This is a genomic window from Mesorhizobium sp. M0227, from assembly GCF_040321855.1.
Taxonomy (GTDB): domain Bacteria; phylum Pseudomonadota; class Alphaproteobacteria; order Rhizobiales; family Rhizobiaceae; genus Mesorhizobium.
This window is the reverse complement of sequence record NZ_JAMYSJ010000001.1, coordinates 726,773-751,972: the sequence shown is the minus strand read 5'-3', so window position 1 is coordinate 751,972 and position 25,200 is coordinate 726,773. Positions and strand designations below refer to the sequence as shown.

General features: G+C 59.0%; 24 protein-coding genes. 1 reads left to right on the top strand and 23 read right to left on the bottom strand.

The features are described from left to right. Nucleotides 1-32: 32 nt before the first annotated feature. The 23 genes from rfbD to NKJ00_RS03315 all read right to left on the bottom strand — a co-directional run bounded on the left by rfbD (nt 33) and on the right by NKJ00_RS03315 (nt 24,144). Entirely contained in the window at nt 33-914 is an 882-nt protein-coding gene (rfbD, locus tag NKJ00_RS03425) for a dTDP-4-dehydrorhamnose reductase (protein WP_352628700.1), read from the bottom strand. Continuing rightward, nucleotides 911-1,981, bottom strand: coding sequence for a dTDP-glucose 4,6-dehydratase (rfbB, locus tag NKJ00_RS03420; RefSeq protein ID WP_352628698.1), 1,071 nt, complete (start codon nt 1,979-1,981; stop codon nt 911-913). Before rfbB ends, rfbD begins: the two co-directional genes overlap by 4 nt. 22 nt (nt 1,982-2,003) lie before the next feature. Continuing rightward, entirely contained in the window at nt 2,004-2,555 is a 552-nt protein-coding gene (gene rfbC / locus NKJ00_RS03415; protein WP_023808534.1) for a dTDP-4-dehydrorhamnose 3,5-epimerase, read from the bottom strand. A gap of 3 nt (nt 2,556-2,558) precedes the next feature. Further along, nucleotides 2,559-3,440, bottom strand: coding sequence for a glucose-1-phosphate thymidylyltransferase RfbA (gene rfbA / locus NKJ00_RS03410; protein WP_023808535.1), 882 nt, complete (start codon nt 3,438-3,440; stop codon nt 2,559-2,561). Nucleotides 3,441-3,584: 144 nt separating this feature from the next. Then, the gene (locus NKJ00_RS03405) at nt 3,585-4,916 is read right to left on the bottom strand and encodes an O-antigen ligase family protein (protein ID WP_352628696.1); all 1,332 of its coding nucleotides are present in this window, start codon (nt 4,914-4,916) and stop codon (nt 3,585-3,587) included. Next, nucleotides 4,913-6,022 carry a tetratricopeptide repeat protein gene (locus NKJ00_RS03400; RefSeq protein ID WP_352628694.1) on the bottom strand — a complete coding sequence of 370 codons (1,110 nt, stop codon included), beginning with the start codon at nt 6,020-6,022 and terminating at the stop codon, nt 4,913-4,915. Before NKJ00_RS03400 ends, NKJ00_RS03405 begins: the two co-directional genes overlap by 4 nt. A 37-nt stretch (nt 6,023-6,059) precedes the next feature. Next, entirely contained in the window at nt 6,060-8,438 is a 2,379-nt protein-coding gene (locus NKJ00_RS03395; RefSeq protein WP_352628692.1) for a GumC family protein, read from the bottom strand. A 29-nt stretch (nt 8,439-8,467) separates the two neighbouring features. Continuing rightward, entirely contained in the window at nt 8,468-9,250 is a 783-nt protein-coding gene (locus tag NKJ00_RS03390; protein WP_031212196.1) for a polysaccharide biosynthesis/export family protein, read from the bottom strand. Then, nucleotides 9,250-10,059, bottom strand: a complete 810-nt coding sequence (locus NKJ00_RS03385; protein ID WP_352628690.1) for a tyrosine-protein phosphatase — start codon at nt 10,057-10,059, stop codon at nt 9,250-9,252. The genes NKJ00_RS03390 and NKJ00_RS03385 overlap by 1 nt, the downstream gene beginning before the upstream one ends. Before the next feature lie 121 nt (nt 10,060-10,180). Continuing rightward, on the bottom strand, nt 10,181-10,501 hold the full coding sequence (locus NKJ00_RS03380) for a hypothetical protein (protein ID WP_128302902.1): 321 nt from the start codon (nt 10,499-10,501) through the stop codon (nt 10,181-10,183). Between the two features lie 332 nt (nt 10,502-10,833). Further along, entirely contained in the window at nt 10,834-11,160 is a 327-nt protein-coding gene (locus NKJ00_RS03375) for a hypothetical protein (protein WP_352628687.1), read from the bottom strand. A 655-nt stretch (nt 11,161-11,815) separates the two neighbouring features. Beyond that, entirely contained in the window at nt 11,816-12,874 is a 1,059-nt protein-coding gene (locus NKJ00_RS03370; RefSeq protein ID WP_352628685.1) for a Fic family protein, read from the bottom strand. A gap of 152 nt (nt 12,875-13,026) precedes the next feature. Further along, on the bottom strand, nt 13,027-13,461 hold the full coding sequence (locus tag NKJ00_RS03365; protein ID WP_127295725.1) for a hypothetical protein: 435 nt from the start codon (nt 13,459-13,461) through the stop codon (nt 13,027-13,029). Nucleotides 13,462-13,518: 57 nt separating this feature from the next. Continuing rightward, nucleotides 13,519-14,661: a glycosyltransferase family 4 protein gene (locus NKJ00_RS03360; RefSeq protein ID WP_352628683.1), complete on the bottom strand. Its 1,143-nt coding sequence runs from the start codon at nt 14,659-14,661 to the stop codon at nt 13,519-13,521. Further along, a complete protein-coding gene (locus NKJ00_RS03355; protein ID WP_352628681.1) occupies nt 14,658-15,815 on the bottom strand; it encodes a glycosyltransferase in 1,158 nt (385 codons plus the stop codon). The genes NKJ00_RS03360 and NKJ00_RS03355 overlap by 4 nt, the downstream gene beginning before the upstream one ends. Next, complete coding sequence (locus NKJ00_RS03350) at nt 15,793-16,602, bottom strand: class I SAM-dependent methyltransferase (protein ID WP_352609924.1); 810 nt, start codon at nt 16,600-16,602, stop codon at nt 15,793-15,795. The genes NKJ00_RS03355 and NKJ00_RS03350 overlap by 23 nt, the downstream gene beginning before the upstream one ends. Before the next feature lie 5 nt (nt 16,603-16,607). Then, nucleotides 16,608-17,384 (bottom strand): class I SAM-dependent methyltransferase, encoded by a 777-nt coding sequence (locus NKJ00_RS03345; protein WP_023808548.1) that lies wholly within the window; start codon nt 17,382-17,384, stop codon nt 16,608-16,610. Then, nucleotides 17,377-18,645 carry a polysaccharide biosynthesis protein gene (locus tag NKJ00_RS03340; RefSeq protein ID WP_352628679.1) on the bottom strand — a complete coding sequence of 423 codons (1,269 nt, stop codon included), beginning with the start codon at nt 18,643-18,645 and terminating at the stop codon, nt 17,377-17,379. The genes NKJ00_RS03345 and NKJ00_RS03340 overlap by 8 nt, the downstream gene beginning before the upstream one ends. Further along, nucleotides 18,642-19,472: a glycosyltransferase family 2 protein gene (locus NKJ00_RS03335; protein ID WP_023808550.1), complete on the bottom strand. Its 831-nt coding sequence runs from the start codon at nt 19,470-19,472 to the stop codon at nt 18,642-18,644. The genes NKJ00_RS03340 and NKJ00_RS03335 overlap by 4 nt, the downstream gene beginning before the upstream one ends. Nucleotides 19,473-19,569: 97 nt before the next feature. Beyond that, nucleotides 19,570-20,595: an NAD-dependent epimerase gene (locus tag NKJ00_RS03330; RefSeq protein ID WP_352628677.1), complete on the bottom strand. Its 1,026-nt coding sequence runs from the start codon at nt 20,593-20,595 to the stop codon at nt 19,570-19,572. After that, entirely contained in the window at nt 20,595-21,869 is a 1,275-nt protein-coding gene (locus NKJ00_RS03325; protein ID WP_352613254.1) for a nucleotide sugar dehydrogenase, read from the bottom strand. The genes NKJ00_RS03330 and NKJ00_RS03325 overlap by 1 nt, the downstream gene beginning before the upstream one ends. 42 nt (nt 21,870-21,911) lie before the next feature. Next, nucleotides 21,912-23,189 (bottom strand): sugar transferase, encoded by a 1,278-nt coding sequence (locus NKJ00_RS03320; RefSeq protein ID WP_352613252.1) that lies wholly within the window; start codon nt 23,187-23,189, stop codon nt 21,912-21,914. A gap of 364 nt (nt 23,190-23,553) precedes the next feature. Then, complete coding sequence (locus NKJ00_RS03315) at nt 23,554-24,144, bottom strand: biotin transporter BioY (RefSeq protein WP_352613250.1); 591 nt, start codon at nt 24,142-24,144, stop codon at nt 23,554-23,556. A 117-nt stretch (nt 24,145-24,261) separates the two neighbouring features. Between NKJ00_RS03315 and NKJ00_RS03310 the strand changes: the two genes are divergently transcribed. Then, on the top strand, nt 24,262-25,188 hold the full coding sequence (locus tag NKJ00_RS03310; RefSeq protein WP_352613248.1) for an MBL fold metallo-hydrolase: 927 nt from the start codon (nt 24,262-24,264) through the stop codon (nt 25,186-25,188). Nucleotides 25,189-25,200 lie beyond the last annotated feature (12 nt).

The window sequence follows — 25,200 nt, the reverse complement described above, 5'->3', positions numbered from 1 at the left end:
TCGCGTTGCCTCTAATAAGGGCAAGGGCATCATCACGCCGTCCGAACGAGCCGACGCATCACCGCTTCCGTCGACTTCCGCCAGTCCGGAGCATTCCACCCGAACGTCACCGCGAATTTCGCGCTCGACAGCCGCGAATTGGCGGGACGCCGCGCCTTGGTCGGATAGTCCTTGGTGGCAATATCTCGCACTTGCGCCCAAGGACCACCCAACACGCGGCTTGTGTCGAGGATATGGCGGGCAAAGCCGCTCCAGTTGGCCTCGCCGGTTCCGGCCAGATGATAGATGCCGGATGTGGCGGCGCCCTCGTGCAGTTGTGCCGCCGCATGCAGGATTGCGTCGGCGATATCAAGTGCCGATGTTGGGTTTCCCCACTGATCGGCCACCACCGCGATCTCGTCGCGGTCGGCGGCCAGCCGCAGCATGGTCTTGACGAAATTCTTGCCGAACGGGCTGTAGACCCATGCCGTGCGCAGGATCAGATGGCGCGGATTGGCCGATGCAACCGCCTGCTCGCCGGCAAGCTTGGAGGCGCCGTAGACGCTGCGCGGGGCGGTGGCGTCGGTCTCGACATAGGCGCCAGGGGCGGTGCCGTCGAAGACATAGTCGGTCGAAAGATGGATGACGGGAACGCCCAGGCGGGCCGCGGCTTGCGCCACCTTGCCGGCGCCGACGGCGTTCACCGCGAACGCCAGATCGGGCTCGTCCTCGGCCTGATCCACCGCCGTGTAGGCGGCAGCCGACACGACGATATCCGGCTTCGCGGCTGCGATGGCTTCGATCACGGTGTCGGGTCTTGCAAGGTCGAGTTGCGGACGGCCAATGGCGATGACCTCAACGCCGGCGGCCGCCTGGCCGGCCTCCGCAAGGCTTGCCGCGACCTGCCCGTCGCGTCCTGTGACAACCAGCCTCACGCCGCCCCCTTGCGCGCTTCGCCCAGCCGTTCACCGGCATAGCGCTGCTCGCGGATCGGTCCCCACCACCATTTGTTGTCGAGAAACCAGTCGACGGTCTTGGCGAGGCCGCTGTCGAAATTCTCATTGGGCGCCCAGCCCAGGTCCCGGCCTATCTTCGAGGCGTCGATGGCATAGCGGCGATCGTGACCGGGGCGGTCGGTGACAAAGGAAATCAGGTCGCGATAGCTCTTGCCCCCTGCCCGCGGCCGCCTGCCGTCGAGCAGATCGCAGATCGTTTCGACGACGCCAAGGTTCGTCCGCTCGGAATTGCCGCCGACATTGTAGCTTTCGCCCGGCAGTCCCCTGGTCGCGACAAGTTCCAGCGCGCGCGCGTGATCCTCGACGAACAGCCAGTCGCGCACATTGGCGCCGGCGCCATAGACCGGCAGCGGCTTTTCATCGAGCGCATTGAGGATGACCAGCGGGATCAGTTTTTCGGGAAAGTGGTAGGGTCCGTAATTGTTCGAGCAATTGGAAAGCACGACCGGCAGGCCATAGGTTTCGTGCCAGGCCCGCACCAGATGGTCCGAGGCCGCTTTCGAGGCGGAATAGGGCGAGGACGGGGCGTAGGGCGTTTCCTCGACGAACATGCCGCCGTCGAAGGGAAGATCGCCGAACACCTCATCGGTCGAGACATGATGGAAGCGGAAATGGCTCTTCCTGTCTTCGGGCAGGCCGCGCCAGTACTCCAGCGCGGCATTGAGCATCTTGTAGGTGCCGACGATGTTGGTCTCGATAAAGGTGCCCGGCCCATCGATCGAGCGGTCGACATGGCTCTCGGCGGCAAGGTTCATGATGATGTCGATATCGTCGCGCCGGAGGATGTCGAGCACCGCCTTTTCGTCGCAGATATCGGCCTGCGCGAAGCGATAATTGTGTGCGTTCTCGATCGGCCGCAGCGAGGCCAGGTTTCCCGCATAGGTAAGCTTGTCGAGATTGGTCACCCGATAGGCCGGGTTGGCGCACAGATGCCGGCACACCGCCGAACCGATAAAGCCCGCACCGCCCGTCACCAGAAAATTCATGCCGCTGTCCTCACGTAACCCATCAGGCGAACACCTCCGCGGCGGCCAGCAGCGGCGCCTTGAGGTCCTTGTCCGAGAGCTGGAACCCGCCGGTCAATGACGGCCATTCGATGCCGATGTCGGGATCGTCGAAACGGATCGACCGATCATGCGCCTGCGAATAGGTGTCGGTCACCTTATACAGGACCTCGGTGTCAGGCACGAGCGTCACGAAACCGTGCGCGAAGCCTTTCGGCACCAGAATCTGGTTGCCCTTCTCGGCCGATACTTCGAGAGCGACCCATTTTCCGAATGTTTTCGAACCGCGGCGAATGTCGACGGCCACATCGAGAATGCTGCCCCGGATGACGCGCAGCAGCTTGTCCTGCGCGCGCGGCGCAAGCTGATAATGAAGCCCTCGCAAGACGCCCGCCGCGGCGGAATAGGAATGATTGTCCTGCACGAAAGCCAGGTCTATGCCGGCCTGCGAAAAGCGCTCGGCATTGTAGGTTTCCACGAAGAAGCCGCGCGCGTCGCCATGTCGCTTCGGAACGATTTCCAGCACGCCATCGATGCCAAGGGGCCTGACCTCCAACGCCTAGCCCTCCGACAGGTCGACGACACGCCGGCGCAGATAGGCGGCATATTCATTCTTGCCCAGGTGGTCGGCGCGACGCAGAACCTGGTCCACTGTCAGCCAACCCTGTTCAAAGGCGATCTCTTCGGGACAGGCGACCTTGATGCCCTGGCGGTGCTCGATGGTGCGCACGAATGACGAGGCCTCATGCAGGCTGTCATGCGTGCCGGTGTCGAGCCAGGCAAAGCCGCGCCCCAACCGATGCACATGCAACTGGCCGCGCTCGAGGTAGACGTTGTTGACTGCCGTGATCTCGAGCTCGCCGCGCGCCGAGGGACGGATGGCAGGGGCGATGTCGACGACGTCGTTGTCATAGAAGTAGAGACCGGTGACCGCCCAGTTGGATTTCGGCACCTGCGGCTTTTCCTCGATCGTCAGCGCCGTTCCCGTGGCCTTGTCGAAGGAAACCACGCCATAACGCTGTGGATCCTCGACATGATAGGCGAACACCGAAGCGCCCTTTTCGCGCGAGGCAGCGTCGCGGCAAAGCTGCGACAGCCCATCGCCGAAATAGATGTTGTCGCCGAGGATCATCGACACGTTGTCCTTGCCGATGAAATTGCGGCCGATGATGAAGGCCTCCGCCAGCCCGTTGGGCTGCGGTTGCTCGGCATAGGACAGGTCGAGGCCGAACTCCGATCCATCGCCAAGCAGATCGCGAAAAATCGGCAGGTCACGCGGCGTCGAAATGATCAGAATTTCCCGGATACCCGCGAGCATCAGAACGCTCAGCGGATAATAGATCATCGGCTTGTCGTATATCGGCAGAATTTGCTTAGAGACTGCTAATGTTAGTGGATAAAGACGCGTTCCACTGCCTCCAGCAAGGATAATTCCTTTCAAGAAGCTCTCCTTGACATGCCTGAACCCCCCGGCCCCAGCCGCCCGTGCTTAGGTTCCATGCAATGGCTTGTCAATCTCGGCGTTCGGCAAACGACCGGGTCACGGTCCAGCGCCAATCCATGGCCAATTCCAGGCGACGCATTGCTATCGTCTTGCCAAGGCCGGCCTGACGGGAACAAGCAGATTGTCATCATGGGCCTCGGTCGACTCGCCTCTCTGGCTTAACCGCCCAGCGAATCCCTTGTGAAAGATGATGCCATTCATATAGGCGAAAGTCATCGCAAGCGCCGCCGTTCGCATGGGATAATCGACCAGGGAATGAACGAGCAGAAACGATACTGAGAGAAATGCCATTTTCTGCAGCGGATCTCGCCGTGCCGCAAGGGAAAACGCAAAAAGCAATACCGAGTAGGCCGCGACCAGAAAGACAACAGGCGCGCCGCCTTCAAGTGCCAATTCCAGATAATCATTGTGGGCGTGATTGACGTAGGGCTTGAAGATCATCTCTCCCTTTTCGTAAATCTGGTAGACTTTCGGAAAACTCCCAAAGCCGACGCCCGTCGCCCAGTTCTCTTCAATTCCCGCGATCGTCGTGCGGGCAAATTCGGCCCGTCCAAAGGCCGGGTCAACCACTTCCGCATCGATCTTCGTCCACGCCCCGATCGTGTAGAGCGAAAGCCCGATGAAGACAGCGGGTATTCCATACCCGCCCAGCCTCGAGCGCGCGGACAGAAAGACAACCGATATTATTGTGATCGCCAGCCCTATCAGAATACCGGCGCGCGAACCGGCGGCCAGAAGCAGCAGCAGCAGCGTTATCAAACCGAGCGACCCGGATAGAAGGTGCCCGCGAAACAGGCCGTAGTAGACGACGAAGGGGATGGAGACGAAGAGCAAAGCTGAAAAATGGTTCTGGTTGGCAAACAGTCCCGCATTGATCGTGAACGGCAGCAAACCCTGTATGGCAACCGTATCGGAGAGCGAATACTGGATCGCCGCAGCCAATCCGTTACAGATGACACCCATCAAAAAGAAGGGCAGAAGGCCGTAGACCTGATCTGGGCGCAAGCGGGTGACGCTCAGAAAGAATACAGCCATCGCCACGAAGTACAACAGACACTCGATCGTACGTCCCACGCCGACACTGACGAAACGCAGCCCGGTTTCACCGCTCAGCCATGGATTTGCAAGTAAAACCTCAGGCCGCAATCCGCTCAACAGGGCGGCAGGCAGCGGCGCGATCTGAAAACAGAACACGGCTAGGCCCAGAGCAAGCAACCACAGGGCCGAGCGAGGGATGCCGTGCTCCGACGGCCTTGAAATGACGGCCGCGGCCGAGACGATCGCCGCCACCTCGATCAGCGCTTCGGTGTAGAGACCGCTCGCGGTGCCGCCGCCAATCAGCACTGACAGGAAAAGAACCGACCCAAGCAGATATTTTTCCCATTCCGTGGACCGGGTTGACCGCTCTCTCAAGATGAAACTCTTTCGATGCTCAATTTGTGCATGACCAGCGTGCCAACGTACCGAAATCGCCAGCTCTCAGCGATGGCAGCTGTTTCCAGCCGCAACAATTGCATGGGACACGCGCCTGGTCCGATCGCGAAATCCAGGCTCAACTGCCGCCGATTGAATGTGCCTTCCGGAATGTTGAACCGCGCTATTTCGCCCGCCGGATCCGCGCATCTGATGGACCAGAACAACTGTTTGGGCAGCTTCAGGTTTCTCGCGGAGGCGATCAGGGAAATCCTGTAGGAGCCGGGAGGCAATCCAACGTATTGCTGGAGCGCGGCGTTCTTTACCGGCGTATTCAGGAACCGGACAGTCGCTCCGCTATCGCTTTCGCCGACATCGCGCGCCCCGGCAAAGGTAATTTCCAGACCGGAGCGGTCGCGAACCTGCCAGTCGAATGGCTTGTCGCTGAGGATATGCTCAAAGCCGCCGTTGAAAATGTATCCGGCCAGTGTCCGCTCCTGATCGGACAGACTGAACAGGAACAGCCGATAGGCCGCCTCGTATTCCTTCTGCCGGATATACCCGTCGATTACGGCAGACAATTCCTTCGACGTCGGTCGTGAGCTCGATCCGGCAAGGTCAAGCAACAGTTGATTTGCGACGCGCAGGCCCCGCGGATCCTTACCAAGGGCGGAGAAAAGATTGGATCTCCACGGCGCCTCGATCCTTAAGGCTGCCAGGACAGCCTGATATCCGTCCGGGTTTGAAAGAATAGCCGGCAAGCCTGCCGCAATGACTGGAAATCTGTCGGGCCACCGGCGCAGCAACGTGTCGATCTCGGCAACGGCCTTTGACAGATCGCCCACCTCGATCGAGCGATCGATCGATCTCTGAAGCGAATGGATTTCGGTCTTGGACAGCTTTCGAGCCTGGTCGAAGAGTTCAAAAGCCTCGTCTTTCTCGCCTTGTCGATACTCAATCTCGCCTATCAGGCTGTAGAGCCGGGCGTCCGCGACGTTGAAACGAAGCGCGCCCCTCGCCTTTGCTGCCAAGACGTCGAGATCAACACCGTCGCCTGTTTCGCTCAACCGACCGGCAATTTCGCCTATCAAGGCATCTGTGTTCAAGGGATCAAGCGCAAGCGAGACGGCCGGCGTTTCCGACTCAAGAAGCCGACTTAGCCCTATCGACGAAACCGCCAACACCAGAACGGAGGCGACGAACCAAACGCCTGAACGCCGGAGATTTCGCGTGAGCGGGCTGGCCTGCTCCGTCATCGACTTTGCCCTCAATTTTCGGGGTACTCGCGCCATAGTCGTAGTACTGATAGTTCATGTATTTATAGGCGTAATTGTAATCGAATTTGTTGACCGTAAATTTCGACATCGCCGCTCCGATCACGTTCGCACCGGCTGAGCGCAGACGCTTGAGTGCCGTTTTGGCTGACTTGCGTGTGACCTGATTGGTCGAAACGACCATCAATGTGCCTTCGGCAAGCCGGCTGAGGATTGGTGCGTCGGAAAGACCGACGACCGGCGGGGCGTCGATGATGACCAGATCGAAGCGTTTGCCTAGATTGGTCAAGATCAACGCCATCTTCGGCGACGAGAGCAGGTCGGCCGGATTCGGCGGAATCGTTCCGGACGTCAGCACGGTGACATTGGGGTATTTCGTCGGTCTGAAAATGCTCGGCAGATCGTCCTTGCGAACGGTATTTGTCAGCAGGTTGCTCAACCCGATCGCATTGTCGAGGCCGAACAGCCGGTGCAGGTTGGGTTTGCGGAGATCGCCGTCGACAAGCAGAACCCTTGCGCCGAGTGCCGCGAAATCCTGGCCAAGCTTGAACGACGTGGTCGACTTGCCTTCCGACGGTTCCGAACTGGTCACCAGCAGCGATCGCGGCGCGCCCTCCGCACCGGAGAACTGCAGCGATGTTCGCAGCGAACGATAGGCCTCGGAGAGCCCGGATTTTTGATCGGCGATGCTGGCTATGATTTCGCGGTCACCGACAAGCGGCAGGATGCCGAGCATCGCCAGCCCCAGCTCTTTCTCGATCTGCTCCGGGTTGGTGAAAGTGTTGTTCAGCAACTCGATGATGTAGATGATCGATGCCGCCAGGGCCATGAAAAGCGCGAGAGCGACTGCAAGATTGATGCTCAGACGTGGAGAATAGGGGGCTGTGGGCAGCGAAGCGAAATCGACTATCGCAGCGCTTTGCGTCTTGAGCTCCGAGCTAACGCCGACTTCATTCAGCTTGGCGATAAGGCTGTCATACTGCGACCGGTTGGAGTCGACTTCGCGTTTCAGGATCGTGTATTTGATATTCTTGTCGTTGAAGACGACCTGCTGCCTCTCCATCTCCGCGAGCTTGGACTTGAGGTCGGTTTCCTTGTTCTGCGCTTCCTGATATTTCAGCCGCAACGAATCGGTTATCGCCAGCACGCCGTTGTTGTAGAGTCGCTGCAGTTCCTTGATCTGCGATTGCAATTGCTGCATTTCCGGAAAACCGGGCTTCAGGATGCCCAATTTCTGCTGATACTGGCTGGTCAGATCCGCCAGCTTGTCGCTAAGCTTCTGCAAACCTTCGCTTTCCAGAACCGGACCGAGGCTCGACCCGCGGCCCTTTTCTATCTGATCGACCACCCGCCCCGCATCAAGACGCTCCTGGATTGCAGTGGCCAGGGCGGTGTTCAGGGCTTCGATGTTGGAGCCGATCAGCGATTTGTCATCGCCGGTAACCGTGATGCCGGCATCTTTTGCATAGGTGACCAGTTCCTCTTCGGAGGTCTGCAGCTTTTGCTTCACTTGCAAAACCTGTTCCTGGATGAACTGCCGTGCCAGATCAGAGGTCTCGCTGGTCTGATCGAGACGTTGATCGATAAAACTCTGCGCAACCTGATTGGCAACGTCGCTTGCATATTTCGGCTTTTGATCGACGAAGGTGATCGATAGCAGGCTTGTATTGGTGACCAGATTGACAGTCAGATCTTCCTGGATGCGCTTGATCGCAATTGCCTCGCGCTCTTCGGGCGTTTTCTCCTCAATGGAGGGTGACTTGGACATCCCGAACGCACGGTAGACAATATTGCTCGGGGAAAAGCTCGGCGTCGGAAACAGAAAATCCGGTTTTTCGCTAAGCCCAAGCTGGAACACCACGCGCTGAGCCAATGCCCGGCTCTTCAGCTTCTCCCGAGCGGTCAGGAAGGCCCGGACGTCGCTGTTTTCGGAAACAACCTCAATGTCCTGAAACACTTTCGCCGAAGGCACCAGAACTTCGAGCTGCGTCATCGCCTGATACTTTGGTGTCTGCATCATCGTCACGATGACGCCGGCAACGAGCCCGGCCGCCGCCATCATGACGATCAGCCAGCGATACTGGACGATGTATAAAAGCAGCTTGAGCGGGTTGAACCCCTCATCCTGGCCCGCATAGTCGCGACCATAGGGACCGTAGTTTTGCGGCACGTCGTAATAGGAGTCCGCGGACAGGGCCTGGCCATGTCCGGGTCCGGCAAGTTGGGGCTGCCTGTTACGATCGAGCATGCGCGAGGTGATCCTGGAGTTGTCCGTGTCTACGGAATGACCGCAATGCGGGCAGCGCTGGAGGCGAGGCCCAGCGCATCCTTCAAATTGTTCATCGCGATTTTCGACTTCGAAGCAAAAACGACGACCACGTCGCCGCCATAGATCCGCGGGTTGCGGTTCTTGCCGGCGCGGATTTCCTCGACATTGTAATTTGCGACCAGCTTGTTTTGGCCGACATTGCGATAGACGAAGACCTTGCCGGCATCACCGACCGGATTGAACCCTCCGGCAAGGGCGATCGCGTCGAGCAAGGAAGCGCTGCTGGACACCGGATAAATGCCGGCCTTGTTGACTTCACCATCGACCGTGATGCGCTGGCCAATCGACTCCTTGACGAAAATCGTCACGTCAGGCGACTGCAAGTACTTTTCACCGTAGGCAGTCTCGATTTCCTTCTCGAGCTGACGAACGGTCTTGCCGGCTGCAGTCATGGTTCCAATCAGCGGAAGCGAAATCTGCCCGCCCGCGTCGACCTGAACTGTTCTGTTCAAATTATCGACCTGAAACACACTGACCTCGAGTACATCGTTGGCAGACAGCGGCTGCTCGCTGCCGTTCTGGGTATTCTGCGGCGGCGGGAGATCCTTGACCACCTGCAGCGTACCACCGCCTGAGAGCGCCGATGAAGACGCCATCGGCTGCAGCGCATCGACAGAACTGGTGGAGGACGTCGATGTCGACGAAGTGCTTGCGCAAGCAGATATTGCTAGCGATGCGAGCAAAGCGGGCACGGTGCCCGCATGACTTCTTGCAAGATCGAAAATGCCCATCAAAGAGCCCCGCTCTTGAACAACCGGCCCAATCCGCCAAACCGCCCCGCACTGCTGCCGCCCGATTTCCTCGCGCTTTGCTTTCCGATGGGCACGAGCGGCCGATTTTGCAATATCGCGTCCGGGCGTTTCACTGCCATGTTGTAAGCCTCATCTTCCCCACACCGGTTCGCGATGGCGACAACCGCCTGCGAAAGCCCTGGCCGCCGCCGGCTGGCGCCGTGCGTGTCGGAGGCGACAATATCCACCCTGCCCTCATCCAGCAGCTTCTCCGAGTAGTAGAGCGCCGTACGTCCAAAGGCCCCCGTCACAGAATCAGCCGTGAGCTGAATAAGGCAGCCTAGCGTATTCAACCTCTCGATGACGTCGTAATTCGCCTTGATCCAGGTCAACCGCTCTGGATGAGTGAGGATCGGCACGAAGCCGGCGCCTATGAGACGCGCGGCGAAGTCTTCGAGCCGCGGAGGCAGAATGTGATGTGGCGGTTCGAACAGGAAATAGCGGGATCCGTTCAGAGTCGGCACCGTACCAAGCCTCAATCGATCGGAAAGATCAGGCGCGAGATGAACATCAGCGCCAACGTATAGGGTAAGCGGTATGGCAGCGCGATGAAGCTCCAGTTCCAACGCCTGAACAGCCTCGGCAATGTTTTGCGTGGCGTTCTCATAAACCCCAGGCATTATATGCGGCGTACATGCCATATGCGTTGTACCGTCGGCGACTGCCAGCCGTGCCATCTCCAGCGACATGGCCAAGTCAGGAGAACCGTCATCGAGACCGGGCAGGATATGTGAATGCAGGTCGATCATTGGCGTTTCTGGTTGAGAGGAGGCAAAGCTTCGCCTCGACAAAAATAGAAACGCGTCACCCGCATGAAGGCGAATGACGCATTTGACAAATTTACGCAAAACAACGGGGGTCGTATCCCGCCTATTGGCTGACCGCGTCGTCGTCATCCTGCAGGCCGATAATAAGGGCGACGGCACCACCGACGGCGGCGCCGCCCAAGAGAACCGGCAGCATGCCAGGTTCTGAGCTGGCGGGTACGATCGTCGCAGATGGTGTCTCAAGCGAAACGCACATGCCGCCTTCGATAGGGTCGACCTTGACGGTGGCATTGGCTGGAATATCGAGCGCGCAATTGGCTCCGATAGCCAGCGAAGCAGACGCCTGCGCCCCGGTCATGATGCGCGCGCCCGCATACACCGGCGCCTCGGCATCCACCCCTGCATAGCCGCCGGCCTGGGACATCTGGACATCACCCCGGACCTGCGTAAGACGACCTATCGCGTCTTCGGACGCCGGCACGGGCGCAAGACAGGAACAGGTTTGCTGAGCTACAGCCTCGGGCGCGGCGAACAGGACGCCCCCTGCGACGAATGCAACAAAAGCAAAAGCAGCCCCGAACCGACGGCAACTCATCATTTTACCCCACCAAAATCTGTAACTCGCCCTGTTGGTACGAATTACAGCCCGCCCCGCCCCAAGCAATAGAACAATATGGTTAACAAACCCAATAAACCAGCCGGCCCGCCAACCTATCCAGACCCTTCTCTACAGCGGCCGACGCCGCCATATCTTCGTCAGCGGCTGACGCCGTTGTCGTCGTCCTGCGTCGCCGCGAGCACGCCAGACGTCAGAAGCGCCCCGGCGAAAATCGCCTCCGGCGGACCGAACCCAGCGCCGCCGCCGGAGGGCTGAATAGCAGCCGTCTGCTCCGAGCCGACAAGCTTGAGGCAAATGTTGTCGCCAAGGCGGGAAACGTCGAGGCTCGAATTGGCCGAAACCTCCAGATTGCAGCCGCCGACCAGAACGGAGGCCGCGCCCTTGGCGCCAACCACCACACGGCTGCCGAAATCGAGCGCGCTTCCAACCTTGGCAGCGCCATAGCCCGCCGTCTGCGACACCATCACATCACCGATGGCGGAACGTATGGATCCGATCGGGTTTGCCGAACCTTGATAGGGTGTCGCGCAGCTGCACGAAGCATCCTGGGCAAACGATGAAGCTGGACCAAACCCGATTGACACGACAAATACGGCAAGCGCAGTTTTGACCACAAGGTTCATCAGTCTTCGATCCCTTCTTGCTGCACCACTTCAGACGCACCCAGTCAAAGGCAGCGCATCAGCGCGTACCAGTTTTTGGCCACAATTCCAACCTGTTTCGCGCGCGCGAGGCGATTTAAGCTGATGCGTGTCTGTCCGAGCACAGTACTTTAGCCAAATCGCATTAATAGTTTTCGACTAACTTTCACAGGTTTCTTATTATCGGGCAAAAATTTGAGGTCTCCTTTCCGCGGTGACTGGCTCGATAAGATTTGACCAAGCCGAGCGCGCCAAACCTTCCGACAACCAAACTAATATATTGAATTATCGATACATTTTCGGTGTAGATGTTCCTGCTGACAGCATGTAATTCGAGATCGGCTCGATACCAATCGCGGCCAACGGGGTAGACGGCCGGCTCGGCTACCCATTCCTCATCTCTCGGCCATAGAGATCTGGCTCCATGCCCCCACCTCGATCCAATTCACCAAGTCGACGTGCCTCAGACTTGGAGCCTTTACCGCCTATTTTGGCCGTACCACGTTCCCTTGCCGGTTCCATGTTGGGCCAGATGGTTCGCTTCGACCAGAATGGCCAAGTGTTTTTTGACGGTGTTTCGGTTTGCACCTGTCAAGTTGACGATCTCGCTGATGGTTATGCGCCCACGCTCATTGATGGCCTCAACGATTTGCAGCGAGAGTTCGGGCAACGTGCCGAGCACAAGGCGTTCCCGCTCGATTTTTTTCTCCAACCTCCGCTTTTGCTGCTGCAGAGCGCGCAGGAAATACACAGCCCATGGCTGCCAATTGCGGTTCGGGCTGCGGATCGTCTTCTGGGTCTGGCGTAGCGCCAGATAGTAGCCTTCCTTGCTGTTCTCAATCACGCTTTCGAGGGAAGAGTAAGGCACATACGCATATCCGCTGCGCATCAGCAGGAGCGTCGTCAGAACGCGCGACAGCCGTCCATTCCCGTCCTGGAATGGGTGTATCTCCAGAAACACCACCGTGAAGATTGCGACGACGAGCAGAGGGTGCAGGCTTTGCTCGTTGAGTGTGTTGCGAGTCCACTCGATAAGCTCCTTCATCCGCTTTGGTGTATCGAAGGGCGTCGCCGTTTCGAAAATGACGCCAATCTCTTTCCCGTCGGCATCGAACGCACTGACATTATTGGCGAGTGTCTTATATGCACCGCGATGGCGTTCATCCTTGTTGCTGAACGCCAGCAGGTCACGGTGTAGTTGTGTCAGGTGGTTTTCGGTCAGATCAATCGCATCGAAATGCGCGAAGATCATTTCCATGACCTGCGCATATCCGGCGACTTCCTGCTCGTCTCGGGACTCAAAGAATTTGATGTCGAGGTTGGCGAGCAGCCGCTCCACTTCGCCGTCAGTAAGCCTGCTTCCTTCGATACGGGTAGAAGAGCCGATGCTCTCGATGGTCGCAACGCGGCGCAGAGCCGATAGGCGCTCCGGAGCGAGCGCGCCCAGCGCTCGCCAAGCCCCTTTGAATTCGTCGATCTCCGAGACCAGGGCAAGGATCTCGGTGGTAATTTGCAGAGAGTCGATCTTCAGGGTCATACCCACAAATATACCCACAAATACCCGAAAATTCAAGAACCGACATACCCAAGAAAGGACCCATAAATACCCAAATACGGGCAGCCGGCCAGCTTGAGAACAAGACCCACTCACTTCGCCGCAAGAGGCTCCGGTCTTTACTGGCGACCTGCTCAGCAAGGTTTGTACGTTGCGCCGGCCTGAACCGGCTGGCCGCAGAGAATTCCGCCCTGCGTAAGTATGGTGGCCAAATCTTCGCCCTCGGCCGTCAAGCACTGCACAACAAGGGTATCGCCAACCCTGGAGGCGATCTTGCCGTCGCAAGGTGTTCCGGCACCGACAGGTTTGCAGGCCAGGACGAGCCCCTGGTAGTCTCGGCGCGCCGCTTCCGTCACCAGGAGGCGCATAGCCTGCGGCCTGGAAAACGCCGCTCCGCACAGCAGGATCTTGCGACCGCCGACGCGCAGATCATCGACCGATGGGATTGCGAGCTTGCCGTCAAACGGCTTGAGCTCGGCTACCGGCTTCGCGGGGGACGGGCCGCCCCTCTGCATCACGATGATGCCCAGAAAGCCAACACCAAACAAAACAGCCACGACGGCAAGCAACGCTATGCTCCTGACTGACAAAACCATCCTCCATCCGACCCTGTGCGGCCGGTCCGCTCATTTCGTCGCAAGGGCGCTCAGTCTTTCTATCTGCTGAATGTACTTCTCGATGACGATCCTTTCCGAAAACTGCCGCTCGACCTTGTTTCTGCTCTGTGCCCCCATTCTGTCCCTGGACGAGCCGTCCAGCCGCGCAAACTCGACCATCTTGCTCGCAAGGTCATCAGGGTCCCTCACCTTGCATAGGAAGCCATTGACGGAGTGGTCCACCACTTCCCTGCATCCTGGCACGTCGGTTGCGATCAGCGGCTTGCCCATCGCAGCCGCCTCGAGCAGCGAGCGCGGCGTTCCCTCCCTGTAGGAGGGCAGCACGACACAATCGGCGGCACGCATGAAAGGCCGCACATCCTCGGTGGAGCCGAGATATTCGACCAATCCCTCGCCAACCCATTTTTCCACGTGCTCGCGGCTGACCGCGGTCCGGTTTTCGACATCAAGAAAGCCGAGTAGCTGGAAACGCACTCCGGGCACCTCACGGCAAACCCGACGGGCCGCCGTGATGAACTCGCCGACACCCTTGTCCCAGAGAAGCCGGGCCACGAGAAGAAAGACGATGGCGCCAGACCCGGTGCGCGCTTCGGACAACGGGGCAAAACGCACGAGGTCGATGCCGGAGCCAGGCAAAAGCGCGGTTCGATCCTTGCGAACCAGACGTTCGTCGACGAACAGCATCCGGTCATCGTCATTCTGGAAGAAAACCATTTTGGAACGGGCCAATGCCACCCGGTACAAGGCCTTGGCAATCCTGAGCAGCAGACCACCGCGGACGAACGCCGTCCCCAATCCCGAAATGTTGTTGATGACGGGAATGCCGTTCAGATTGGCCGCGATGGAGCCGAACACATTGGGCTTGATCGTGAAGCCGACAAACGCCAGCGGTCTCTCGCGCCGCAAGAGACGCCAGTAGCGCCACAGAAGGACCAAATCCCGCAACGGTGACGTGCCGGAATTGTCCATGTCGAGTTCGACATAGCGGCAGCCCATGGCCCCAATCAGCGGAGAATACTCGTCTCTCGGCGCGACGACGACCACGTCATAGCCACGGCTCCGCAGCGCCTCGATCAGTCCCTTGCGGAAATTGACGACATTCCAGGATGTGTTTATCGAGACGACTATCTTGTTGCGAGCAACGGCCGTCATCTCTGCCCACCCGGATATGACGACGGCGCTCTCAACAGCATATCCGCAAACCGATCCGGCGATCTTTCCGACAAGGTCTTTCCGTACAAGGCCGACCGATCACCGCCTTGAATGACCTTCAGCAGTGCTTCCGCAATTTCCGACGCGCCAAAGCCGGCTGAAATCTCCAGGCCCGACAGCATGTCCAGATCTCCCGCACAGGGGGTGGTGACGATGCCGGGAATCCGGCAAGCCATCATTTCCAGAAGGACGTTGGGAAATCCCTCCGTCGCCGACGTGAGCATGCCGGCACGCGCTGCGCGAAACAGCGGAAACGGGTTGTCTCTCTGGCCGAGCAGATTTAGTCGCGAGGCCAGATCAAGTTTGCCGGCGCGGGCTCTCAACTCCGCTTCCATGGGGCCAGAGCCAACCATGGTCAGCTCATAATCCTCGCCGGTCTTTCGTCTGACTTCGGCCAGCACATCAACCGCGATCATCGGACGCTTCACATCAATCAGCCGGCCGCACCAGACTATCTGTGGGCGGCGGGAAAGTATCTCGGCGTCGTGCCCGGACAATGCCTCCATGGACATTTTGACGATGAGATCGTCGTCGACCGGGTTGGGCAAAGTACACAACTTGGCGATTGCTCGCCGGGGCAATACGTCACGCAAGCGTTCATTCATATAGCTCGTTTGCGCGACTATCATGTCTTGGCTGCCATAGGCAGCGTAGAGCGCCTTGTAAGCGAGCGCGCGAGGACCCTTGAAACGATCCAGAAGTACCGTGGACTCGCGGGCGACCAGCCTATGGCTGCGGAGAAGTCCAATGCTTCGAGCGGCAGCCAGAAACGAGTTTACCCGTGCGTGGCTCGAGAACACCAAATCGTACCGACGCCGGAGCAGCCGCGGGGCGAGCAAAAACTCGCTCATGGCCTTGCCGCCGCCAAAGCCGTAGCTGCACCGAATTCCGTCCTGGTGTGATCCAGCGGCCTCGCCCGCCGCCTGGCTACCCAAGAAGCCGATTTCGACGTCCCAGTCGGGTCGCCTCGCGAGTGCGCGCGCAACAAGTTTCAGAATGGTTTCGGCACCGCCTCTTCTGTCGAGCGGAATGGCGATCAGCGCGAGCTTCCTTTTCATGAGCCGCGGGAACTCACTGTTTTCGCCGAAAGACATAGGCGTAGGTTTCAGCGGCATCCTTGCGGAGAAACAGGGCCGAAACGCCTAACCAGATGCGCCAGGCAAGAAAGGCCGGCACGAAAAAATAGAAGTAGGAGCTTTTCCAGAACAGACGGCGCTCGACAAGTTCCAGGTCGTTCCGTTTTGCGATTGTCTCGACGTCACTGGGCAAGCACTTGTCGTAGAAGGCCGGAAACCCGTCATGACCCATGCCCTTTTCAGGATAGATCGCAAAAAGCAGCCGTCGCTTCATCCCCTCCGGCAGGACCCGATTCAATCTGGCAAAAACGGCGTTGCGCGAGGGCGAGAAAATGGCAACCATGCCTCCCGGCTTCACGCAACTGGCAATGCCGCGCAGGGCACCCTCGCCATCACGGACGTGCTCGAGCGTTGCCTGGCAAATGACGACGTCAGCATCGCCCCTCCCCCTAAACGAGGTAAGGTCCGCTTCAATCTCCTCGTCGTATATTCCGCGTGGCGCTTTCGACAACTCTTCCGCGTCGAGGTCGAGCCCAACGACAAAAAGCCCCAGGCGCCGCTTCTCCGAAAGACTGACGAACGGCCTGGCACCCCCGCCAAGATCGTAAACCCGTGCGTTTGAGGTAAGTAAGGGAGGTGCTATCTCCGTCGCAAAGGTACGGTTGCCGTCGATGCGAAGGCGCCGCGGCAGAGCACTGTCCAGGAACTCGGAAATGGCCACATTCGCGCGAACAAACTTTCGCAATATCGACACTGCTTCACCACCGGTTTCGTTTGGCGATCTGCGCCCACTCGGATTTGACATCCGCGCTATATCCTGTGGAAGATGTAGAGCCGCGTATGATGCGAAAATGGGCCGAGCAACCGGTCCGCAGCAGCACGCAAACCTCTTAGGATTCCATTCTTGCTGTCGTACCAGGCCTGCATCGGCTTGGAGAAAAATGTCTCGTCCTTCAGCCCCTTGAAGCCTCCCCTTGGCTGTGATCCCAGAAGCTTGAAGCCGTACTGTTCGAAACTGGAAACAATCGAAGACGGCTCAAGAACGAACTGGTAAAATCCGGCCTGTTCACCTGAAAACCTGGGATAGAGACCCATTCTGATCTTCAGCCGTCGGAGAGGAGAAATGCTCGGCACTGTCACGAAGGCAACTCCTCCTGACCGGATGATGCGCCTCATCTCCAATGCGATCTCATCGTAACCGTCGAAGAAGTGCTCGATCACCCCCAGAGACCACACCCCATCGAAGAATTCGTCCGCGAAGCCCGTTGCTCGAACATCCCCCACGGTCACTTGCAAATGGGGCGCGGCACGGTTCACCATCCCCACGGTCTTCTGCGCGAAGTCGATCCCGTAGGCGGAAAAGCCTGCCTGGTGGAGGCCATGGACCGTATTGGCCAAGCCACATCCAGCGTCCAGGATCTTGGCCGATCCGGTCAGGTATCGCCTGGTGGTTTCAACGACAAAGCGATCCGGCCTCAAGACAATCCCTTCGGCCCAGTGAGAATCCCAATAGTCGTCATCAGCCACCGTGCCGACATGGACGATGCGCCTGTTTTCCTCGTCGTAGAGTGCTTTCTTCTCATTCATTTCTGGCATCCGGCCCGACCACCAAAACAGTGCGCTGTTTCGCATCAGGCCCTTGGTCTGCAATCACATTCCTCAATGCGAAAAAGGAACAGGCAGCGGCAACGACATATCCGAACAAAAACGCCATTTCACTGCCAAGCGGCACCCGCCACCAAAGGCCCAATGCCGCCAGACAACAGCAAGCCAACGCCCCTATCGCGTAGGAATAGGTCAACGTCATCGCTTTGGTCGACCGAAGCGCAAACGGATCGATGATCACCTTTTTCGTCCTGTTGACCAGAACAGCACAAGAAACGATCCCGAACACCACAGGGTCAAAAGACTTCCCCAGCCATCCGGAGGCATGGCCCGAGAAAAACAGGCCAACTATTCCGGCCGCCGCCGCGGTCGCAAAAATGAGTGCGATGGCCGCTCCCTCGAACAGTCCGCGCCGAAACTCCCTGACGTTTCCATTTGCGGCGCTGAGAAACGCCCTTGGCACGAAAACGAAGCTGGCCGCATTCATGAAGAAGCCGACGGACCGTTGTGAAAGATCGACACAAAACGAGAAGACACCGAGATGGGTCTCGGAGCCAAGCAACAAAACTATGTATCGGATGCCGACAAACACGCCGCTCTCGGCCAAATTGCTCAACACAAATCCCCAGCCAGTGACCAGAGACCCGGCAAGATAGGAAAAGCCAGGCCGTCTCAGATTCCTAGGTCCCAGCAAGGCAAATGAAATCAGCGCTCCGACGAAATAGCTGAGCGAAAAGGCTGCAAGAGCCGAGCCTACTTTCGCATCTCCGACAAGCAGGACTATGGCTCCTGCCTGGTATGCGACGGCCTGGCCAATCGCCGACCAACCGTACGCCCACAAGCGCAGTTGTGACCTCAAAATCTCTTGAAGTGCGGTGTGCAAGCCGAAAGAAACGATGATGGTCGCGGCAACGGCATTGCCAAATCCCAGCCACGTCAGTGCCAGTCCAGACAGGACGACAAACAACGCCACAACTGCCAGCACGGTCAAGATGGACGATACGTACTCTCTACCCATTCCCGCGGCATGCATTTTTGCGGAAACCGGCATTATCGAATAGGTCGCGACCCCAAAAACAAGTGTCGAAATAAATGAAACTGTTGCAATCGTCGTGCTGAAAATACCGTACTGTCCAGTCTCCAGATGGCTGCCGATGTACAGCAACGTCGCTATGTTCAGAAGACCAGGAACAATTCGTATTACGATGGCTTCCACCAACTTCCACAGGCTGGCTTCTTTCATGAAGTCACCCGCACGAATGACCTCTTGAGCAAGAACGGGAAACTCAAGGCACCAAAGCTCAAACAGGCAAGAACCGCCTTGCCCAGGAACCGAACCGACCGATATCGTCCTAGCCAGAACGCCTTGATGTAGTTTAAGTTCAGCAACAACATCGGGTATGCATTTTGCCGCTGAAGAAGCCGAATCCTTGCCGTCATCCCCTCCGGCAAATATCGTTTTCGTCCAATCTCGACATTGACACAGATAACGTCGTATTCGATCGCCAATCTGGACCAGAGAAGAGATGTTGGAACACGGCGGAACCGCCCCGCTGGGGGCACGGCAACCCGTTTAAGCAAAGGAGTTTTGATGACCTCCTTCTTGTCGCCGACCACCCGTTCGTCGGCCCGCATCTTTATCAGGTTTGTCCGTTCCGATGGAAATGGCTCTGCTGCCGTCTCTGGGTGGCCAAGAGCCATCGAGAACACAAAACCCGCAATCTTCTCATCGACACTTCTCTGCGAGAGGTGCTCACAGACTTCCGGTAAGCGATCGGTGAAGAGATCGTCGTCATCATCGAAGACCATGCAATAGTCGCCAGTGGCGGAAGCAATCGCCGAAAACATCGCGCGGCCTCTGCCGTCATTCGGGCCGGTGGTGACCACCAAACTGGCATCGCGAGATGCGATTTCCGCAAGCGCTTCGTTCGTTCCATCGGTCGAACCGTCGACATGGACGCATATCTGCAATGGGCAGTCCGTACGCAACAGTTGCTGAACCAGCGCCGCAACGCGATCCCGCCGATTGAACGTGGGGATGCAGACGCTCAATAGCGCCTGGGACTGCAATGGATTGCAGACTGCCTGTTTGCGAGCCGTATCGATTCCATCTGCTCCTGGTTACGTGATCATGGAACAGCGCGGATCAGCCGGGAAACGCCGAGCCTTATCCCCGCCCGAAATACGCCTGGTACCACTCGACGAACCGCCCCACCCCTTCGGTCACTGTCGTCGTCGGGCGGTAGCCGACCGCCTGCTCCAGCGCCGAGGTGTCGGCGAAGGTATCGGGCACGTCGCCGGGCTGCAGCGGCAAGAGTTCGACGATGGCTTTGCGGCCCAGCGCGTTTTCCAGCGCCTCGACATAGGCGGTCAGCTTCACCGGGTTGTTGTTGCCGATGTTGAAGATGCGCCAGGGGGCGCTGCTCGTGGCCGGATCGGGACGGCTGGAGTCCCAGGCGGCATTGCCCGTGGCCGGGCTGTCGCTGGCGCGGATCACGCCTTCGGCGATGTCATCGACATAGGTGAAGTCGCGCGTGTGATTGCCGTTGTTGAACAGCTTGACCGGCGCGCCGGCCAGGATGTTCCTGGTGAACAGGAACAGCGCCATGTCCGGGCGACCCCAAGGACCATACACCGTGAAGAAGCGAAGCCCGGTCGTCGGCAATCGGAACAGATGGCTGTAGCTGTGCGCCATCAGCTCGTTGGCGCGCTTGGTCGCGGCGTAGTACTGCAGCGGATGGTCGGCCGGACGATGTTCGGAAAACGGCATGTCGGTGTTGGCGCCGTAGACACTCGACGTGCTGGCATAGGTCAGGTGCGCGACGGCGCTGTTGCGGCAGGCCTCCAGCATGTTGGTGTAGGCGATGATGTTGCTTTCGACATAGGCATGCGGGTTTTCCAGGCTGTAGCGAACCCCGGCCTGGGCGGCGAGATGGATCACCCGGTCGAATGCATGGTCGGCAAAGCAGGCGTCGACCACGCTCTTGTCGGCGAGATTGCCGCGGATGAAATGATAGCCGGCATTGGTCTTGCGGCTCGCCTCGTCCAGGAGCCGCAGCCTCGCCTCCTTGATCTGCGGATCGTAGTAGTCGTTGACGTTGTCGATGCCGACGACCTCGTCACCGCGCTCCAGCAGCCGCTTGGCTACGTGATACCCTATGAAGCCGGCCGCGCCGGTGACCAGAACCCTCATCAGAAGCGCCCATCCGTAACATGCCTGGGGAACAGACCCTTGATGTCGTAGATGACGCCCGGGGTCTTGCAAAGCGCCTGCAGGCCGTCGACGCCCAGCGCGCGGAACTGCCTGTGGCCGACGGCCACGATAACGCCGTCATAGCGCTGATCGGGAATGTCCTTCATGCTGGCTATGCCGAAGGCACGCGCGCATTCCTGCACGTTGACCCAGGGGTCCCATATGTCGATGCCGGCATTGTATTCCTTCAGTTGGGCAACGATATCGGCGACCTTGGAATTCCTCAGGTCCGGACAATTTTCCTTGAAGGCCGCGCCCATCACCAGAATCCGGCTGCCAACGACAGGTATTCCCTTGCGCATCATCAGGCGGGCCGTCTGATCCGCCGCGTGCTGACCCATGCCGTCATTGATACGGCGGCCGGCAAGAATCACCTCCGGATGATAGCCGAGTTCCTGGGCCTTGTGGGTGAGATAGTAGGGATCGACGCCGATGCAGTGGCCGCCGACGAGACCAGGCGTGAAGCGCAGGAAATTCCATTTGGTGCCGGCGGCTTCCAGCACTTCGGACGTGTCGATGCCGAGCTTGCCGAAGATAAGCGACAGCTCGTTCATCAGCGCGATGTTGAGGTCGCGCTGAGTGTTCTCGATGACCTTGGCCGCTTCGGCGACCGCAATGCTCGAGGTACGGTGTGTGCCTGCCGGCACGATCGAGGCATAGAGCGCATCGATACCTTCGGCCGCTTCCGGCGTCGAGCCGCTGGTGACCTTGACGATCGTTTGCAACCGATGCTCGCGGTCGCCCGGATTGATGCGCTCGGGACTGTAGCCGAGGAAGAACCCCTCATTGTAGCGCAGCCCCGAATGTTTCTCGATCAGCGGCGCGCACACCTCTTCCGTGCAGCCGGGGTAGACCGTCGATTCGAAGATCACCACCGCGCCTGGCGATATGACCTCACCGACCAAAGTCGATGCCATGATCAGCGGTTTCAGATCCGGACGATTGGCCCTGTCGATCGGCGTCGGAACCGTGACGATGAAAATCCCGCAATCGCGCAGATCGGCCTTGTCGGTGGTGAATGTCAGCCGCGACGCAGCACTGATCTCATCGCTGCTGGCTTCCAGCGTATGGTCGTCGCCACGCCTCAGCGCGTCCACCCTCGACTGGTCGATGTCGAAACCGACGACATCCCTGCCGGCACCGAAGGCGACCGCCAGCGGCAGGCCGACATAGCCAAGCCCGATGATCGCTATTTTCCTAGAGGCGAGATCCATCTGCTTCCTGCGCTTACTATTCCAGAGCCATGCTTCGCTTGGTTATCTCGCACCAAAGCCGGTAAGCATCGTTTTCATTGTCTTGAGGGTTATCAAAACGTCCAGCCAAGGCGAAAAGTTCTTTATGTAATAGAAATCATAGTGCAATTTTTCCATAACGTCATCGACGGCAGCCACATGCCCCTGATTTACTTGTGCCCACCCACTTATGCCTGGCCTGACGATATGCCTGTAGCGATAGAATGGCAGCTCAGCCTCGTACCACTGTGACAGCACGACAGCTTCCGGTCGCGGTCCGATCCAACTCATTTCGCCACGCAGGATGTTGATGACCTGCGGCAGTTCGTCGATCCTGGACTTTCGCAGGAAACGCCCGACTCGGGTGATGCGACCATCATCGCGCATGGTGATCGCCCTCTCCTTGTCGCTGCCGGCGCCAGAGTGCTGGCGCATCGAGCGAAACTTGTAGACCGTGCAGATCTTGCCCCGGTAGCCCATGCGTTGCTGGCGAAACAGCGCGGGACCATCGGAATCCAGCCGGATCAGCAGTGCTATCAACGCCAGAACCGGGGAAAGAACGATAATCAAGACAAGTGCCGAGACCCAGTCGACCGCCTGCTTGATCTTGAGATAGGCTTGGTTCGGATTGAGCGAACCAAGCGTGTTTTCCGACAGGTGCTCGATCTCGACCCGACCGGTCAGCGACTCGCTGACCTGCTTGACGTGGTATACGGGCGTTCCCGAAAGGGCCCGATCCGCGATGTATCGTTCCCATTCCGCGCCAAGATCGGCACGCAGATCAACGACCACGCCGCTGGCTCTTTCGATTATCGTACTGGTCGACTTGATCCAAAACCAATGCACACCCGGTAACGTCTTGAGGCGCTCGACATCTCCGCCGGGAATCACGACGAGCCGGTACGGATCGAGACGCCGCGTCAACAGGCTCAGGCCGAAATACCAGAGCGTGGACTGCGTGAAACTGGCGGCGGCTTGAAACCGGCTGTACTCGAACCGAAAAAAGAAGATGGTCAGGAAAACAGCCCCATAGGACAGGGCAAATGTCGGCAAGATGTAACTTGCCGCGGCCACGCCCGGGAAATTTCCGATGCGGCGATAGGACAAGAAGCCCACAAGGTGCGCGATGACCGCAGCTGCCACCGTGACCTGAAGATTGGCCGAATAGATAAATTCAGGATTGAAGACAATCCGGATGATCGCCGGCGCAAAAATCGCGAATGTCAGTCCGCCAAGCAGTTGAAACCGAATCCTGAACAGGAAGTGCCGGCTTCCGACAATAGTCGACGCTGCGACATTCAACGTCTTCCCCCCTTCCCCGAAGCTGCCGTGTCGGCGACAGACCAGCGCGATAGTGCATCTGACCTGATCGCTCACAACAACGAATCGGACGTCTCGCCCCCCGGCGATTCGATACAGTCGAAGACCAAGAGCTACGACAGCGCGGCTGCGCCAGCAAGCATCTATTTCTCAGATCAACAGTGCGGGAATTGAAAAGCCTGGGCTAATAAAGCGGCTTAATGATCATTACTGAAGATGTCGCAGCGTCTAGGGCGATATAACCGACAATCTATCGAGGTTGGCGGACACCAGACCGGAAATCGGCCAGTCACGCCGCTCCGGCCAGTGGCTTGATTGCCCCTGGCCGTTTCTTCGATCGCGCGCTTCAGCCGCGCTTGAGCAGCGTCCAGACGGCCGGCACCAGGCTTGCCGCGAGAGCCACCTTGATCAGGTCGCCGACGATGAACGGCACGACGCCGAACTGCCACGATTTTTCCGGGCCGATCAGCGCCGCCAGCCAGGCGAAACCCATCGCCATCATGACGACCTCGGCAACCAGCATGGCGTTGAAAAGCTTGATCGGATGGCGGTCCCAGCCGCGATCCGCCGCCCAGCCGACGATTGCCGCCATGACCACGAAGCCTGCGAGATAACCGCCGGTCGAGCCGAGCATGTAGGCAATGCCGAGACCCTTTTCAGGCGTGCTCTGGAAGACGGGGAAGCCCATGGCGCCCTCCGCCATGTAGAGCAGCAGGGTGGCGACGCCGAGACGCATGCCGAAAGCGGCGGCGATCAGCAGCACGGCCAGCGTCTGCATCGAAATGTCGACCGGCCCGAGCATAACCTTGGTCTTGGCCGACAGGGTCAGCACAAGCGTTCCGGCGATGGCCAGGAAAAGCTGCGTTGCCAGCCGCGCCGCGCCATTTTGCGGCAGAGCCAGAGAAACAAGCGGACGCATCGTAGTTGCAATTGCCATGGTATTTCCCCAATCCGATTGCCGCACACCGATGTTCGCGGCCTCACATCCTCCTATATTGGCTTGCGTGTTATGCGGCAATCGGTTTTGCCGTTTCCCGAAACAAGGCACCGATGCATGGCACTGAAATTCGATACCGGCTTCGACCCCTTCTATGGCCAGGGGGTGAACGTCGCGCCCGATGTCCAGCGCATCACGGCCCGCAATCCAAGCCCTTTCACCTTTCACGGCACCAACAGCTACATAATTGGCCGCGATACGCTGGCGGTGATCGATCCGGGGCCGGATGACGAGGCGCATCTGCGGACCCTGCTCGGCGTGATCGCAGACCGGCCGGTCAGCCATATCTTCGTCAGCCACACGCATCGCGACCACTCCCCGCTGGCGGCCCGGCTGAAAGAGCGCACCGGCGCCCTCGTGCTGGCAGAGGGGCCGCACCGGCCGGCAAGAGCCCTGCATATCGGCGAGACCAATGCGCTCGATGCCAGTGCCGACACGGGTTTCGTCCCTGATGTCGCCCTGCCCGACGGCGAGGTGGTCGACGGCGACGGCTGGTCGATCAGGACGGTTCTGACCCCGGGCCACACCGCCAATCATGCGGCATTCGCGCTGGAAAGAATTGGCGCGCTGGAAGGAATCGGTATCTTGTTTTCGGCCGATCATGTCATGGCCTGGGCAACCTCCATCGTCGCCCCGCCGGATGGAGCGATGGCCGACTACATGGCCTCGCTGGATCGCTTGATCGAACGCGGGGACCGCTTGCTGTTGCCCGGACATGGCGGGCCGGTGACAGCACCGCGGGCTTTCATGCGCGGGTTGAAGACGCATCGCAAGATGCGCGAGCGTGCCATCCTGGAGCGGGTCAAAGAGGGCGACCGGACGATCGTGGATATGGTCAAGGCGATCTACAGGGACACCGACCCGCGGCTGCATGGCGCCGCCGGATTGTCGGTGCTTGCCCATCTCGAGGATCTGACGGCGCGCGGCCTGGTTGTGACCGATGCCGCACCGGCCATCGACGGCATTTTCACGCCGGCTGGCTAAGCTATCGGCGCC

What these genes read in the sequence shown, in the direction of transcription:
- NKJ00_RS03370 (WP_352628685.1), bottom strand. Translation starts at nt 12,874, where the DNA reads ATGACCCTGAAGATCGACTCTCTGCAAATTACCACCGAGATCCTTGCC.
- NKJ00_RS03375 (WP_352628687.1), bottom strand. Translation starts at nt 11,160, where the DNA reads ATGGTGTCGCAGACGGCGGGCTATGGCGCTGCCAAGGTTGGAAGCGCG.
- NKJ00_RS03390 (WP_031212196.1), bottom strand. Translation starts at nt 9,250, where the DNA reads ATGGGCATTTTCGATCTTGCAAGAAGTCATGCGGGCACCGTGCCCGCT.
- NKJ00_RS03345 (WP_023808548.1), bottom strand. Translation starts at nt 17,384, where the DNA reads ATGAATGAGAAGAAAGCACTCTACGACGAGGAAAACAGGCGCATCGTC.
- NKJ00_RS03350 (WP_352609924.1), bottom strand. Translation starts at nt 16,602, where the DNA reads ATGTCAAATCCGAGTGGGCGCAGATCGCCAAACGAAACCGGTGGTGAA.
- NKJ00_RS03355 (WP_352628681.1), bottom strand. Translation starts at nt 15,815, where the DNA reads ATGTCTTTCGGCGAAAACAGTGAGTTCCCGCGGCTCATGAAAAGGAAG.
- NKJ00_RS03315 (WP_352613250.1), bottom strand. Translation starts at nt 24,144, where the DNA reads ATGGCAATTGCAACTACGATGCGTCCGCTTGTTTCTCTGGCTCTGCCG.
- NKJ00_RS03395 (WP_352628692.1), bottom strand. Translation starts at nt 8,438, where the DNA reads ATGCTCGATCGTAACAGGCAGCCCCAACTTGCCGGACCCGGACATGGC.
- NKJ00_RS03310 (WP_352613248.1), top strand. Translation starts at nt 24,262, where the DNA reads ATGGCACTGAAATTCGATACCGGCTTCGACCCCTTCTATGGCCAGGGG.
- NKJ00_RS03385 (WP_352628690.1), bottom strand. Translation starts at nt 10,059, where the DNA reads ATGATCGACCTGCATTCACATATCCTGCCCGGTCTCGATGACGGTTCT.
- NKJ00_RS03330 (WP_352628677.1), bottom strand. Translation starts at nt 20,595, where the DNA reads ATGAGGGTTCTGGTCACCGGCGCGGCCGGCTTCATAGGGTATCACGTA.
- NKJ00_RS03360 (WP_352628683.1), bottom strand. Translation starts at nt 14,661, where the DNA reads ATGACGGCCGTTGCTCGCAACAAGATAGTCGTCTCGATAAACACATCC.
- NKJ00_RS03325 (WP_352613254.1), bottom strand. Translation starts at nt 21,869, where the DNA reads ATGGATCTCGCCTCTAGGAAAATAGCGATCATCGGGCTTGGCTATGTC.
- NKJ00_RS03380 (WP_128302902.1), bottom strand. Translation starts at nt 10,501, where the DNA reads ATGTCCCAGGCCGGCGGCTATGCAGGGGTGGATGCCGAGGCGCCGGTG.
- NKJ00_RS03340 (WP_352628679.1), bottom strand. Translation starts at nt 18,645, where the DNA reads ATGAAAGAAGCCAGCCTGTGGAAGTTGGTGGAAGCCATCGTAATACGA.
- rfbB (WP_352628698.1), bottom strand. Translation starts at nt 1,981, where the DNA reads ATGAATTTTCTGGTGACGGGCGGTGCGGGCTTTATCGGTTCGGCGGTG.